Genomic DNA, 13737 nt, shown 5'->3' on the forward strand with positions numbered 1-13737 from the left:
GGTTTGATCCTCTTGGAGCAAAACGCTACGGCTATTCAACCTTGCAGGCCCCTTCGCTCTTGGGGTCGGGCGCCCAGCAGGGGGCCTTCTTCTCGTCGAGGATGGCCTGCAGCGACTGCGCCTGCTGGTCCAGCACCTCGCGCGCCGGCTGGCCGCCGAGCACGATGCGCTGGAACGTATCGGAGAAGACCTTGTTGTAGCGCCCGCCCGCATCGCCGATGCCGATCGGCAGCAGCACGGGCAGGGAATCGGTCGCCGCGTTCTGCGCCGCCACCACCGGCCCCAGGATCTTGGCGCTGGCCGGCATGTCGTCGGGCAGCTTGACGTCGACCACCGGGAAGAAGCCGGTCGCCTTCACCATGGCGATCTCCGTCTCAGGCTTGAGCATATAGGCGACCAGTGCCTTGGCATCCTCGGGCGCGTTCGAGGTCTTGGGCACGGCGATGCCGGTGATCACCGGCATGTTGGCGCGTCCCTTCGGCCCGGCCGGCACCGGAAAGACCACGAAATCGTCCGGCTTCTGGTTGAGCGCGTCCTTGAGCCGGGCGACATGGTCCCAGGCCACCCAGACCTCGCCGTTCAGCAGCGGCTCCTGCATGAAGGCATAGGAGGTGGAGGCCGGCGTCACCGCCTCGTGCCAGAAGTCGCGGAAGTCGCTCCACATTTTCTCGGCTTCGGGCGACTTGAACTTCACCACCGCCGCGCCGGTGAAGGAAGGCAGGAGATAGCCCTGGAAGAAACGATGCGACAGCCCCTTCGGGCCGGCGGGAAAGCCGATCTTGGGACCGCCAGAGGCCTGCGCCATCGCCTTGCCCCAGGCATAGAACTGCTCATAGGTGATCTTCTGCAGGTCCGTGCCCTTGGGCAGATATTGCAGCGCCTGCTTGCTGGCGATCATCACATAGGTCGCCTGCATCCAGGGAATGTATTTCTGCTCGGCCGTGCCGAGCTTGCCGAACCCCATATAGCTTTCGGCGACGGCCCCGGCAGGTACCACGCCGTCGAGATTGACGAGGCCGTCGGGAATGCTGGCCAGCTCGCCATGCAGGCCGCCCAGCACGGTGATGGCCCCCGATCCAGCCTGCAGCTCGGCCTGGATACGGGTGATGAACGGGCCGGCCTCCTGGGCGGAATAGGTGACGGGCTTGCCGAAGCCTGGCAGCACATTGTCGCGAATGGCCTGCGATTCCTCCACGGGCGTCGCCTGGGTCGACCAGAACAGCAGGTTCTGTGCCCCCGCCATCGAGGGTGCGGCCAGCGCGGCCAGCAGGGCAACGCCGCTCACAAATCCTCTCCTCCGTGCCGCCATCCTCGCCTCCCCCTTATGCATGCGCTTGCCTCCTGGTGCGGCCGCTGTGGGCCTTGGAAATCGCAATCGTTCAATCGCCGGGCGCGGACCCATGGCTGGCTCGAAGCTCCAGCTTCGGTTCCAGCAGCAGGGTCCTGATGCCGGCTTCGCCCTGCTCTATCCGCGCGACCACCATGTCGCCGGCAATGCGACCGCTCTCCCGGATGTTCTGGTCGAAGGTGGTGAGCGGGGGATTGGCGTAGGCTGCCATCGGCACATTGTCGAAACCGACGACCGAGACGTCGCCGGGCACTCCGAGGCCGAGTTCGCGGGCGACGTCGAGCACGGCGAAGGCAAGCTGATCGGTCAACGCGATCACCGCCGTCGGCCGGGGCTCGAGCGACAGCAGCGCCCGCGCCCTGGCATGGGCGCCCTCATGGTCGTTGGGAGCCACCTTGACGACGTGTTCGGGGTGCAGCGGCAGGCCGAGCTGGTCCAAGGCCCGCTCCAGGCCGCGGCTGCGGAAATGGGCGAAGGTGTAGGCCACATCGGGCATGACCAGGGCGAAGCGCCGGTGTCCGAGGGAAGCCAGCTGACGCGCCAGCCCGTCCAGCGCCTTCTCACCATCGGTGTCGAGCCAGGAATAGGGGCCGGGAGCATCGATCAGCCGGCCATGGGCAACGAAGGGAATGCGCCGCGCTATCAACATGCGCGCCCGGGCATCGTCGACGGTGAGGCGATTGATGACGATGCCGTCGGCCTGCGAGCCGTCCACCATGTGGCGCAAGACCTGCAGCTCGTCGCGGCTTTGGGAACTGGCGGCCAGGAAGAGATCGCGTCCCAATTCGGCAAGGCTGTCGGCAAGACCGAGCAGGAACTCACCGACGAAGGCATCGGTGATCTGTCCCGCCGGCTGCGGCAGCATCATGCCGATGGCATTGGAGCGCCCGGAGACCAACATGCGCCCGGCGCGGCTGGCGACATAGCCATGCTCCCGCGCGGCCTGGGCCACGCGCTCCCGCGTCTTCTGGGAAACGTCGGAATAGCCGCCGAGCGCACGCGAGACCGTCGGCACCGACAGGCCGAGCACCCTGGCGAGCTCCTTGAGCCCGATTGCCCGCGACGTTTCACTCACTTATTTTCTCTTCAAAACGTTTTGAAGAGAATCCAAAACGTTTTGGAAAATGTCAAGCTGTGAGTCGAACAGCGGATATTCCAATGCCGAGGAAGGCGGTGCGTGGGGTCACTTGGACACAGGGGTAACCCAAGTCACTTGGGCGAGCCCGGCGTGGATGCTATGGACCAGGGACGTTACGGAAGAGGCGATGGTGACGACCGATGAGCATCGCGGGCCAAGACAGGCTGGATTCACCACACCCGCTCGCCGGGCCTGTCGGCATCGGCGGCTGGCTCATCCTCCCCTTGCTGGATGTCGTCATCAATCCGTTCTATTCAGCCTATGAAATCCATTCCGTGCTGACCGGCTGGAACCTGCTCGGCGCCTTTGTCGGCGGCGCGGAGGACGGGCGCTTCGAGGCTGCCCGGCTGCCGCTTCTCGCCTACACCTTCACATCAGTCGTCAGGGTCGCTCTTGCCGGCTATTGCCTCTGTCTGATGCTGAAACGCTCGCCCCGGGCGCCGAGATGGATGATCATCTACTATGCGGTGGAACTCGTGCTCGGCTTCCTGGATTTCTTTCTCTATCGGACGGTGGAGGACATGCTCCAGCAGGCGAGTTCGCAGGACTATTGGGTCCTGCCCTTCATCGCCGCCATCTGCCTGATCTGGATCGTCTATTTCCGGCGTTCCCGGCGGGTGGCGAACACGTTCCGGTCACGGGAGGAGGCCGATAGACAGCTCGGTGAGATATTCTCGTGAGATGGGAACGATAGCCCCTGCCGGGAGCGTTTTTTCCGGAAGCGTTGCCGGCACGCACCGCGGGACCCGAGGAGACGATGACGATGACGCACCGATCGTTCCGGCCAGGCCTGCTGGCCGCATGGCTGCTCTTGGCGACGCCCGCCTTGGCCCAGACTGCCGCGCCGGGTACCGAGCAGGGCTGCCGCGACCTGCTGGCCGCCTTCTCCAAGGCTCACTCCCTCAGCCTCACGGCCGAGAAGGTCGACGCCAAGGGAACGAAGGGCTGCCTTTTCGGCAATCTGCGTTCGGAGGCCAAGCCAACATCGTTCACCATCGACACCGTCGATGTCGATTTGATCGAGCCCGATCCCGCGGACGGCGGCAGGCTGCCGCTGGCGCTCCGCCTGACGGCAACGGGGATGCGTCTCTCCGGTGGTTCGGGCGATGCCGCCGAGGACTACATGCTGCAGCTCTCGCGCGACCCGCTCGCCTTCTCCATCGACTATGAGCTGGACACGACGAGCAAGACGCTGAAGCTTACCGCCTTCACCTTCAACACGCGGCATGGGGCGCTCAGCGCTTCCGCCGAGATCGCCCGTTTCGACCCCACGGCGTCTGAGAGCCAATCGAAGACGATCGTTACGCGGACAGCGCTGAAATCCCTCGAATTCAGCCTGCAGGACGAGGAAGGCGAGATCCAGCGCCTGCTTCTCCTGCCCGTCGGCTATACCTTGCTTCGGGGCTCGGCCGACCCTGCAGCCCGCCTGAAGCAGATCAAGGACCAGGCCGCGGCCTGGCTGCGCATCACTTTGAGCCTCACCAACATGCCCCCGGCGCAGGTCGAGGACACCATCGCCGCGCTCACGGATTTTCCCAAGGCGACCAAGCCCTTCTATCTGTCGATCAAGCTGCCCCAGCCGGTGGGTGTCGACGACGTCTTCCGCATCATGATCGGGGGCGCCACGCCCGGCGAGCTGTTCCCCGACGGATGGATCAATCTCACTTACGGAAAGTAGTGCGGGCCGACCTCCTCGACCATGCCGGAACACGCGCGAGCAGCCTTCCCCACTTCGTGGGAAAGGCAGGACGCGCCTCTTTCTGCCCGATAATTCAGGTGCCTCTCACGCCACCGGGAAGGGCTCGTCCTCCAGGAAGCGCTTCAGCACGTTCCAGGTGATCCGGGAGACGTTGTTGTCGTAATTGTTGTGGCTGAGCGAGCCGCACCAGGCGATCGAGGAGGTCGCGAACAGCGCGCCGCCCGACGGCGTCTCGCCGAAGGCGAGATCGGCATGCACGCGCGGATTGACGTCGCCGCCGATATTGGGCGGCACCACGCCGAACTCCTCATTGACAAGCAGCATCATCGGCGAATGGTCGACCGAAGAGGCCAGGCGCAGCATGTTGGGCGGCGAGCCCAGATCCGTGGCCAGGCAATCGAGTTCGATGCCGGCCGCCCCGCCGCCGATCAGGCCGAAATCGCCGATGATCTCGTCCGGCACGCCCTCGAAGATGAAGGCGGCGCGAGGATTGTCGGCGTCGGGGGCGCGGCGATAGGGGCTGGAGACGTCGAAGCCCTGGGCGATGAAGCCGACGCCGCAGATCACGTTGGGCGCCCGGCCGATGCGGCGCCAGAGGCCGCCATATTCGCCGTTGAAGGACTGGTAATACTCGCCGGGCTCGGCAATCCAGGTGCGGATGCCGTCCTCGGCCCGGCGCAATTCGATCACGCCCGGCAGGCTCTGGTGATAGGCGATGCGCCAGTACCAGCCATTGCCGCCCATATACATCAGCCGTCCGCCGCGATCGATCCATGCCTTCATCGCGTCCCACATCCGGGTGGAATGATATTCGGGATGGGTCCCGGTGATCACCACCTGGTAGTCGCGCAGCAGCTCGTAGCCGTCCTCGTGCAAATCTTCGTCGGTGATGACGTCATAGTCGACGTCGCGGAAATCGAGCCAGTCATAGAGATGGGTGTCGGCATTGTACTGGTAGAGCGCCGAACCGTGGCCGCCGAGCCAGGAATGATAGCGCGGCGAGAAATTGAGCACCGGCCGCAGGCGGCTCGAATAATGCACGCCCGAACCGTCCGCATGGCAGTCATAGAGCGAGCCGCCGAGTTCGGGATGCTCGTAGAGATAGACATCGGAATGGCCGAAGGTGAGCAGCCGGTTCATGGCGAGCTCGGCGCCGCGCGCGGTGATGTGCTCGCCATGATTGGCATAGGCCATGTAGGAGGCCGTGGGCGCCAGCATGGCGAGCTTGGGGCGTGAGCCCTTGAGCCGCCGGCGCGGCGGGCGCACGAAGAAGGCGATGTAGTTCTCGCGCGTCACCGTCTCGTCGCTGTCGCCGCAGGTGACGTGCAGCGCATAGGGGCCGCTCTTCAGCTCCTCGGGAATGACGAGGCTGACGGAAGTTTCCCAGCCCGCGTCGTAGAGATCGTCGTGGTGGAAATGGATGGCGCCGTAATGCTCGGGCTTCAGGTTGAAGTCATGCGCCTCGCCGGTCCAGTTCCAGCCCTTCATGCCGCGGGTCGGCAGATGGAAGAGCTCGCCATGATGATGCGAAGGACCGATATCGATGGCCCGGGTCGAGCCGATCTCCCGCGAAAAATCCCACTGCGCGATGATTTTGGCCTGCAGGGCGGCCGGCCGCGGCGTCAGCAGCAGCGCCTGATGCTCCTCGGGGGCGTGGAAGCCGGCGAGCAGGGCGGGTCCGTCGATCTTGCCATCGAAATGCTCGGTCACCGTGCCGTCCGCCTGCTGGCAGCCCGCCAGCATGAAGGGTGCCTCGACCGAGGGCAGCGACAGCGCCAGGCTGGTTTCCTCGAATCCCGTATCGAAGACATGGGCATAGGGCTTCACCGGGCGCTGAGAGAGCATGACGCGGCCGCCGGCGGGATCGATCGCCACTGCGATCGCATACCATTGGCGCACCAGCATGCCGTCGCGCAGGGCAAATTCGGCCAGCCGGCCCGGGCCGTCGCCCACGATGACGGCGAGGCGTCCGCCTTCCAGCATCTGGATGCGAAAGCCGCGCTGCGTGGCCGGGTCCCATTGCGCCGCGATGGTCTGCGGCCCGCGGGACGGCAAGGTCGGCCACAGCATGGCGAAGAAGGTGAAGGGCTGGGCGCCAAGCGCGGGCATGCTGGTCGCCTGCATGTAGGAGCCCGCATCGATGCGCTGGGGACGGCCGGCGTGGCGGCCGTCGATAGCGGTCGGCACATGCGGAAATTTCAGGCCCGGTCCTTCGGGATTGCAGTCGCCATGCCGCACCCGCACCAGCCGGGCGTCGAAGCCATCCCCTTCCTCGAGCGAGATCTTGAAGGCGATGGTCTCGCCGGGAGCAACCGAATAGCGATCGGGATAGCCGGTGATTTTCAGCATGGGGTGGCTCTCGGATGGAATTGTTATCGTGGCAGGGCGGAAAGGCCTTCTCCCCTTGTGGGTGAAGGCTCTCTCGCCTCAGTCCCGGAAAGGCAGGTTGATGCTCTCACCGGTCAGCAGGCGCCAGCGCCGGCGGAAGATCTCCCATTCCGCCTCCTCGCGGCTGGTGAAGACGGGCTCGTCCTCATAGACGATCGGATCGCGCCGGTCGGGCGGCATGGTGGCGAGCACCCATTCTTCGAAGGGCTTGCGGCAGAACAGGATCACCTGGTTGCCGCTGGGATCCTGGCGCATGATGTGCAGCACGCGCTGCAGACCGGGGCTGTGGCGCCCGATCGGGCAGCGGCGGAATTCCTCGATATACTGACGGTCCGCCTGGGGATCGATCTTGTAGACCATGGCACAGCCTTCACGGGCATGAGCGTTTTGCGATTTGATTGAAGCACGCCATCGCAAAGACGCGTCAGACCAAAGAGGGAGAGCAAATGAGCGTTCACGCCTGAACGCGCTCTGCTCCGGATGGAACGGCGGGGGCGACTGGCGCGAGCACGAAGGCCCCGAGATCGCGCATATCGGCGAAGACGATATCGGCGCCTGCGGGCGCCTTGCCGCCGGCGCCGTGGAAGGCGGTCAGCAGGCCCGCGGCCTTGGCCGAGGCAAACCCCGTATGACTGTCCTCGACTCCGAGAACATGAGCCGGCAAAACGCCAAGCCTGCGGCAGGCCGTGGCATAGGGCTCGGGATCGGGCTTGCCCTTGGCGACATCGTCGAGACTGATCGAGAAGGCGATGAAGGGCAGGATGCCGAGCCCGGCAAGGTTGGCATCGACCACAGGACGGCTGGAGTTGGAGACGCAGGCCTGCCGGATGCCGGCGTCCGCGAAGCGGCGCACGAGATCGAGCACGCCAGGCAGCGGTCGCAACGTGTGGGCGCGGGCAATGTAATAGTCGACGATCGCCTTGCCCCAGCTTTCTTCCGTCACGCCGGCGGGCATGCGGCTTTCCAGCATACGCCAGACATCACCCATGTGAATGCCGCGGAAACGATCGTCATGCAGGTCCGACATGTCGATGCCGAGATCGCGGCTGATGGCATTGAGTGCCTCCTGGTGCAGCGGCTCGCTGTCCACCAGCGTGCCGTCGATGTCCCAGGCGATGGCCTCGATTCTCATACGTCCTCCTCACGAAGCCGGCGATAGAGCCCGCGGAAGGCCCGGTATCCCGCTTCATAGACTGCCTTGTTCTGCGCATTCGGCTCAATCCGATCGCGCAGGCTGATGAAACGCGAGACTTCGGGCCATTCCGAGGCAAGTCCCGCCCCAATGGCCGCCGTCCAGGCTGCGCCGAGGCAGGAACCGGGATGGCCGTTGAGACGCTGCAAGGGAACCTGCAGCACGTCGGCGACGATCTGCATCCAGACCGCGCTGTTCGAACCGCCATCCGAAACCAGGTAATTGGTGGTGGCGTGCCCCATGTCATTCAGGGTCTCGACGTGATGGCGGATAGCGTAGGCATAGGCTTCGAGCAAGGCGCGCCAGAGATGGGCAAGCCCGGTCGCCAGGCTGAGGCCCGAGAAGGACCCCCGGATGACGGGGTCGTGGATCGGCGTCTTCTCGCCGAGAAAATAGGGCAGGACGTGCACGCCCTCGGCCCCCGCCGGTATGTCGGCGGCGAGCCGGTCGAGATGCTGGTGCAGGCTGAGGCCCTCCCGGATGGCCGCCTCGCGCTCGCCGCCCGCGAAGGTCGCGGCAAACCAGTTGAGCCCCGAACCGCCGGTCGACATGCAGCCATTGGGCACGTAGAGCCCCGGCACCAGATGGTAGTCGAGATACATGCGCGGATCCGGCGCCACCTTGTCGGAGGCGATCAGCACATCCGCCGAGCCGCCGAATTTCAGGAGGACATCACCGGGCGCCACCACACCCGCACACAGGGCCGAGGCGATATGGTCGGCCGCCCCGCCCACGACAGGCGTTCCGGCATCGAGGCCGGTGGCCGCGGCCGCTTCCGCCGTGACGGAGCCGAGAATCTGGTGGGACAGCCGGCGCGGCGGCACGGCGCTGCGCGGAATATGGGCGAGCGCCACCAGATCATCGGCGATGTCATGGCTGGCAAGATCGGTGAAGCCGGCCTCGAGCGCCCAGTTCTGCTCGACCGCCCTCACTCCGGTCAGGCGCCAATTGATGTAGTCATAGGAGCCGAACACGGTGGCGATGCGCGCAAAGCCCTCCGGCTCGTGCTTTTCGAGCCAGCGCAGCTTGGCCGTCACCAATTGCTGGTTGATGCCGTTGCCGGCCCGGGCCAGGAAGGCGTCCTCCGCGATCTCGGCAGCCAGTTCGGCCACCTCCTCCCCGCAGCGCCCGTCGCTCTGCTGGATGCTGGGGCGGATCAGATTGCCGTCACCATCCAGCAGCACCACGGCCGGAAGCATGCCGGTAACACCGACGGCCGCGATCTCACCGGGCGCGATGCCGCTCGTGGCGATCAGTTCACGGGTGATGGCGCAGGCATTCTCCCACCACTGGTTCGGATCCTCCTCCGCCCAGCCGGCATGGGGCGAGCGCAGCGTCACGGGGCGGGAGGTGAGGCCGAGCACCTCACCCGGCAGCCGGATCAGGATGCCGATGGTGGAGGTCGTGCCGATGTCGAGTCCGAGGACGCAGGGCATGGAAAGTTCCAAAATACGCATGTTCGCAGGTTGGGGGGCGGGTCTTCAGACCCGGCTCTGTGACAGGCACTGCGTTAGCAGGCGGGTCTGAAGACCCGCCCTCCCGATTCGGCACCCCCCTCACGCCAGCGGCGCGACCTTGTCCATGAAGCGCTTCACCCGCGCCGGATCGACGGCATTCCAGGTGTTGCCGTCGACCTTGAAATGAGTGCCGATGATCACGCCGGAAGCCACCGACAGCACGTCGGCGACATTGTCGATATTGACGCCGGTATTGGCGAAGACGGGCACATCCTTGACCGTCTCCGCCACCTTCTTCAGGTCCGCCGCGGCGGCCGGCTGGCCGGTGAGCGGGCCGGAGACCAGGATGGCGTCGGCCAGGGACGAGAAAACGGCGCTGCGGGCGCGCAACTCGATCGGCCGGTTGTCCAGCGAGGACGCGAATTCGGCATTGATGTTGTAGAGCAGCTTGAGGTCCGGACGGCCGACCTCGCGGCGCAGCTTGTGGGCATCGGCCGCGCTGGGCTGCCACAGCCCCATGTCGGAGGCGAACAGGCCGGTGAAGATTTCGCGGGCGAAGGAAGCGCCGGTCGCCCCCGCGATCGCCACCGAGGCGGCAGGATCCCACAGATAGTTCACGCCGAAAGGCACCTTGAGCAGCGGCTTGAGCGCGGTGACGATCGCCGTCATCGCCGCCAGGGATTCGATCGGAGCCTTGAAACGATAGGGGCGGTCGTTCTCATTGCCGAACATCACCGCATGCACGCCGTTGTCCTGCAGGTTCTCGATATCCTTTGCGGCATCGTCGATGAGCTTGTTCACGCCGCCCTTCGCGTCGAAGAGCGGGGCGCCGGGCAGCGCGCCGATATGCACCATCGCGATCACAGCCTTGCGGCGGGGCCCGAGGAAGTCGAAAACCATCGATAACTCCTATCGAAACTTAAGGTTCTGAGAAGGCCGGCCCCTCATGCCCGGCGACGATGACCTGGACGCCGGCCCGGTCCAGGGGCTCGGCCAGGTGTTCGGGCAGGGCGGCATCGGTGACGAGGACGTGGATCTGCCCGTAGGGGCCGACCTGCACGAGGGAGCGGTGGTCGAACTTCGAGGAATCGCACAGCACCACCACTTGGCGCGAGCGCTCCATGAAGGCACGCTTGATCTCGGCATCTTCGAGCGTGTAGTCGAAAATGGCCTGGGCGGTGATGCCCGAGACCCCCAGGAAGACGGCGTCGAGCCACAGGGTCGAGAGTTGCGAACTCGCCATCGGCCCGCATACGGAAAACTCATGGGGGCGGATCAGCCCGCCGAGGGCATAGACCGGGCTCTTGCCGCCGGCCAGCAGCCCCGCCGTGCGCAGATTGCTGCAGAACAGCCGGAGCCCGGGGCGGTCGAGCAGTTCGCGGGCAAAACGATGCGTGGTGCTGCCGGTATCGATGCCGATGGTATGCCCGGGCTGCACCAGGCGAGCCGCCGCCCGTGCGATCTTCTCCTTCGCCTCGGCCTGCCGCCGGCCACGCACCTCGAAAGCCGGTTCCTCGGCGTCGAAGGCCGTCTCGGGCGCCCGCGCGGTCGCCCCGCCATGGTCCCGACTGATCAGCCCGCTTTCGGCGAGGCGGTCGAGATCGCGCCTGATCGTCATTTCCGAAACCTGAAGCTCCGCCGCCGCATCGGATACATTGATGTAGCGACGCTGGCCGATCATCTGGATCAGCCTGTCGCGCCGCGCCGTTGCCGGGATCCGGGAAGCATTCGTCATCACGGGCGTCATCTGCATTCTCTTCGCCATGTTCAGCTGCATTCAGATTGCCCTTGTAGCGCCCACAAAGGCAGCATGCACTATGACGAAATCGAACATATTCGATCACAAGATGTAACATCTTCGATCAGGTAGCAAGCACCATTTGAGCGCAATACCGGAATTTTATGGCATGAAACGGTGCGCCGTGCCGGGCAAAGCCCGGAGCGGAGACGGAGGTTGCGCGCCGCGGCGCTTGCCGGCAGGCAAGGCCAAATCTTATCCACAAAGGGAGGTTTTTCCTGCCGATCGATCTGCTGCAGCCGGATCATCGCAAGCCCAGGGCGTAGCTTTCGGCGGGACCCGGCCTGGCGGTCACCCGCGCCGAACCCGATGCCGTCGCCCTCAGATTTACGCTTGTGTGATCATGCTCGATTGTGTTTCAATATGTTAGAAAATCATTCACAAGCGGGAACATATCGATGCAGGATCTGGCCGGAAAACGGGCAATCGTAACCGGGGGCGCCTCCGGCATCGGCGCAACCATCGCCCGCCACCTGGCCGGCCTGGGCGTTAGGATCGCCGTGGCCGACCTCGATGACAAGCGAGCCTCGGAACTGGCGGCGAGCCTGGGCGGCGACCATTGCGGCATCGCCATCGACGTCCGCAAGCGCAACTCCGTCGAGGCGGCCTTTGCCGCGATCGTTCAGGACTGGGGCGGCTACGACCTCTTGATCGGCAATGCCGGCGTCTCGACCATGAACAAGGTGGTCGATCTCACCGACGAGGAATGGGACTTCAATTTCGACGTCAACATCCGCGGCGTCTTCCTGACCAACCAGGCCGCCGTCCGCCATTTCCTCGCAGCGGGCCGCAAGGGTGTGATCGTCAATACCGCCTCGCTGGCCGGCAAGGTCGGCGCCCCGCTCCTGGCGCACTACTCGGCCAGCAAATTCGCCGTGGTCGGCTGGACCCAGGCGATCGCCCGCGAGATGGCGCCGCACGGCATCCGCGTCAACTGCGTCTGCCCGGGCTTCGTTCGTACCTCGATGCAGGAGCGCGAGATCGAATGGGAAGCCAAGCTGCGCGGCATCACGCCGGAGGCCGTGACCGCCGATTATATCGCGCAGACTCCGCTCGGACGCATCGAGACGCCCGAAGATATCGCCCCTCTCGTCGCCTTTCTCGCCTCGGAGGGCGCAGGCTTCATGACCGGCCAGGCCGTGAACGTCACCGGCGGCGTCTATATGGGCTGATCCGCCGTCACAGCGCGAAATGCAGCAACTCAGAAAGAATCAGGCCGGCGGCTCCCTTGAGCGCCGCCCGGTCTTCGAGGTCCCCCATGACGAGTTGGATATCGTTGCCAGGACGCCAGGGTACGAGGTCGCGCACATGAGCGGCGATCGCCTCCAGCAGGGCCGTCCCCGCGCCGGCGACATCGCCATGCAGCACGAAGAAATTCGGCGCCATGGTCTGCTGCAGATTGGCGATTCCGATCGCGATGTTGCGGGCATAGAGATCGAGGAGGCCGGCCGCCGCGCTCCCCTCCTCGGCCGCCAGCACGGCGAGGCTGCGCGAATCCATGATTTCGGCCGAAGAAAGATGACGTTGCCGGGCCTCGCGGCGCAGCCAGCCCAGGGTGGCGATCGTCTCCCAGCAGCCCCTGCGCCCGCAGCGGCAGGCCGCCCCGTCCACCTGCACGAAGGTATGGCCGAGTTCCCCGCCCGCGCCGGCCGGCCCGCGATAGAGATGGCCGTCCAGGAAAATGGCGCCTCCCAGCACGTCCCCGGTATAGATGACCGCGAAATTGCGCTTGCCGCGCCCGATACCGAACCAGCGGTCGCCGACCAGCAAGGCCCGGGGATGGTGGTCGACCCGCACGGGCAGGCCGAAGCGGCGCGCCAAAGCGGGGCCGAGCGGGAAGCCGTCGAGCAGCGGCGCCAGATTGACCGCGACGATCGTGCCGCTGTCGGTGTCGATCATGCCGCCGGCCGCCACGCCGATGCCGAGGGGCGGACGATGGGCGAGATCGAGGACCTGTCCCACACAGCCGAACAGAATGTCGATCAGGGGCTCCACCGTCGCGGCCCCGTCGGGGAAGGCCGCCCGGACCTCCGCGGTTATGGTGCCGTCCAGCGAGACCAGGCAGCAATGCACGCCGTCATGCATGAGCAGGACCGCGCAGATCGGCGCGGCATCCTCGGCGAACCAGACCGGCCGCGCCGGCTTGCCGCCTCCCTCCTTCGAGGGCAGCGGCTCGCCCTCCACCAGGATGCCCTGGTCGATCAAGGGCTGGATGATGCCGGTGATGGTGGCGCGGTTCACGCCGACATGCCGGGCGAGTTCCGCGCGGCTGGTCGGGCCGAGATCGAACAGGACCTGCAGCACGCGGCCGCGATTGGCCAGCCCGATGGAGGTCGAGGAAATCAGGCCCTGCCGGCGGGCTTCGAGGCGCGGCGTGTCGTCGAAAAGATCGTTCAGCGCGGCGAGGCCGCCGCGTTCGCCATCGGACGAAAACCTATCATCGGACGCCATGACTACCCGTCCCGGACTGAAAAGCCACGGCACGCACGGTCGCCGCGGAAGAGAATCGCTTGCCCATTCTTAGAACCGGCGCGTCGGAATGTCCTCCAATACGTCGCCTTCCGCCGAGTGGGCGTGGTTGGCGTGCGACCTCCGAATGGACATGTCGGCCGGAGGTCGACACTCCGACCATAACAGTTCACCTTGACGATACAGTTAGTTTGTGTGAGCATCAAACATATTAGAGAGAAACCGGCGAGATTCAACAACCCGGTCGT

At 65.5% G+C, this 13737-nt stretch carries 12 protein-coding genes; 3 read left to right on the forward strand and 9 right to left on the reverse strand.

All coding sequences use genetic code 11. The annotated features are described in order from the left end of the window. Positions 1 to 31: 31 nt before the first annotated feature. Together C5L14_RS17835 and C5L14_RS17840 are read right to left on the reverse strand one after the other, a co-directional pair. Positions 32 to 1285 carry an extracellular solute-binding protein gene (locus C5L14_RS17835; RefSeq protein WP_245443420.1) on the reverse strand — a complete coding sequence of 418 codons (1254 nt, stop codon included), beginning with the start codon at positions 1283 to 1285 and terminating at the stop codon, positions 32 to 34. A gap of 94 nt (positions 1286 to 1379) precedes the next feature. Beyond that, the gene (locus tag C5L14_RS17840; RefSeq protein WP_105863410.1) at positions 1380 to 2423 is read right to left on the reverse strand and encodes a LacI family DNA-binding transcriptional regulator; all 1044 of its coding nucleotides are present in this window, start codon (positions 2421 to 2423) and stop codon (positions 1380 to 1382) included. A 203-nt stretch (positions 2424 to 2626) separates the two neighbouring features. Here C5L14_RS17840 and C5L14_RS17845 point away from each other — a divergent pair, with 203 nt between their 5' ends. Further along, on the forward strand, positions 2627 to 3166 hold the full coding sequence (locus C5L14_RS17845) for a DUF2569 domain-containing protein (RefSeq protein ID WP_105863411.1): 540 nt from the start codon (positions 2627 to 2629) through the stop codon (positions 3164 to 3166). 83 nt (positions 3167 to 3249) lie between these two features. Next, a complete protein-coding gene (locus C5L14_RS17850) occupies positions 3250 to 4164 on the forward strand; it encodes a hypothetical protein (RefSeq protein ID WP_105863412.1) in 915 nt (304 codons plus the stop codon). A gap of 105 nt (positions 4165 to 4269) precedes the next feature. Here the strand turns inward: C5L14_RS17850 and C5L14_RS17855 are convergent, their stop codons facing one another. The 6 genes from C5L14_RS17855 to C5L14_RS17880 all read right to left on the reverse strand — a co-directional run bounded on the left by C5L14_RS17855 (position 4270) and on the right by C5L14_RS17880 (position 10957). Then, on the reverse strand, positions 4270 to 6534 hold the full coding sequence (locus C5L14_RS17855) for a N,N-dimethylformamidase beta subunit family domain-containing protein (protein ID WP_105863413.1): 2265 nt from the start codon (positions 6532 to 6534) through the stop codon (positions 4270 to 4272). 78 nt (positions 6535 to 6612) lie between these two features. Next, positions 6613 to 6933: a hypothetical protein gene (locus tag C5L14_RS17860; RefSeq protein WP_068293929.1), complete on the reverse strand. Its 321-nt coding sequence runs from the start codon at positions 6931 to 6933 to the stop codon at positions 6613 to 6615. 94 nt (positions 6934 to 7027) lie between these two features. Further along, positions 7028 to 7705, reverse strand: coding sequence for an HAD family hydrolase (locus tag C5L14_RS17865; protein WP_105863414.1), 678 nt, complete (start codon positions 7703 to 7705; stop codon positions 7028 to 7030). Then, on the reverse strand, positions 7702 to 9201 hold the full coding sequence (locus tag C5L14_RS17870; protein WP_105863415.1) for an FGGY-family carbohydrate kinase: 1500 nt from the start codon (positions 9199 to 9201) through the stop codon (positions 7702 to 7704). Before C5L14_RS17870 ends, C5L14_RS17865 begins: the two co-directional genes overlap by 4 nt. A gap of 120 nt (positions 9202 to 9321) precedes the next feature. Then, positions 9322 to 10122, reverse strand: a complete 801-nt coding sequence (locus C5L14_RS17875; RefSeq protein ID WP_105863416.1) for a BtpA/SgcQ family protein — start codon at positions 10120 to 10122, stop codon at positions 9322 to 9324. A gap of 19 nt (positions 10123 to 10141) precedes the next feature. Next, complete coding sequence (locus C5L14_RS17880; RefSeq protein WP_181161223.1) at positions 10142 to 10957, reverse strand: DeoR/GlpR family DNA-binding transcription regulator; 816 nt, start codon at positions 10955 to 10957, stop codon at positions 10142 to 10144. A gap of 461 nt (positions 10958 to 11418) precedes the next feature. Here C5L14_RS17880 and C5L14_RS17885 point away from each other — a divergent pair, with 461 nt between their 5' ends. Next, positions 11419 to 12192 carry an SDR family NAD(P)-dependent oxidoreductase gene (locus tag C5L14_RS17885; RefSeq protein WP_105863418.1) on the forward strand — a complete coding sequence of 258 codons (774 nt, stop codon included), beginning with the start codon at positions 11419 to 11421 and terminating at the stop codon, positions 12190 to 12192. Positions 12193 to 12199: 7 nt separating this feature from the next. Here the strand turns inward: C5L14_RS17885 and C5L14_RS17890 are convergent, their stop codons facing one another. Next, positions 12200 to 13471: an ROK family transcriptional regulator gene (locus C5L14_RS17890; protein WP_105863419.1), complete on the reverse strand. Its 1272-nt coding sequence runs from the start codon at positions 13469 to 13471 to the stop codon at positions 12200 to 12202. Positions 13472 to 13737 lie beyond the last annotated feature (266 nt).

Source organism: Labrys okinawensis (assembly GCF_002982075.1).
GTDB lineage: Bacteria > Pseudomonadota > Alphaproteobacteria > Rhizobiales > Labraceae > Labrys > Labrys okinawensis_A.

What these genes read in the sequence shown, in the direction of transcription:
- C5L14_RS17845 (WP_105863411.1), top strand. Translation starts at nt 2,627, where the DNA reads ATGAGCATCGCGGGCCAAGACAGGCTGGATTCACCACACCCGCTCGCC.
- C5L14_RS17850 (WP_105863412.1), top strand. Translation starts at nt 3,250, where the DNA reads ATGACGCACCGATCGTTCCGGCCAGGCCTGCTGGCCGCATGGCTGCTC.
- C5L14_RS17855 (WP_105863413.1), bottom strand. Translation starts at nt 6,534, where the DNA reads ATGCTGAAAATCACCGGCTATCCCGATCGCTATTCGGTTGCTCCCGGC.
- C5L14_RS17860 (WP_068293929.1), bottom strand. Translation starts at nt 6,933, where the DNA reads ATGGTCTACAAGATCGATCCCCAGGCGGACCGTCAGTATATCGAGGAA.
- C5L14_RS17865 (WP_105863414.1), bottom strand. Translation starts at nt 7,705, where the DNA reads ATGAGAATCGAGGCCATCGCCTGGGACATCGACGGCACGCTGGTGGAC.
- C5L14_RS17870 (WP_105863415.1), bottom strand. Translation starts at nt 9,201, where the DNA reads ATGCCCTGCGTCCTCGGACTCGACATCGGCACGACCTCCACCATCGGC.
- C5L14_RS17875 (WP_105863416.1), bottom strand. Translation starts at nt 10,122, where the DNA reads ATGGTTTTCGACTTCCTCGGGCCCCGCCGCAAGGCTGTGATCGCGATG.
- C5L14_RS17880 (WP_181161223.1), bottom strand. Translation starts at nt 10,957, where the DNA reads ATGACGAATGCTTCCCGGATCCCGGCAACGGCGCGGCGCGACAGGCTG.
- C5L14_RS17885 (WP_105863418.1), top strand. Translation starts at nt 11,419, where the DNA reads ATGCAGGATCTGGCCGGAAAACGGGCAATCGTAACCGGGGGCGCCTCC.
- C5L14_RS17890 (WP_105863419.1), bottom strand. Translation starts at nt 13,471, where the DNA reads ATGGCGTCCGATGATAGGTTTTCGTCCGATGGCGAACGCGGCGGCCTC.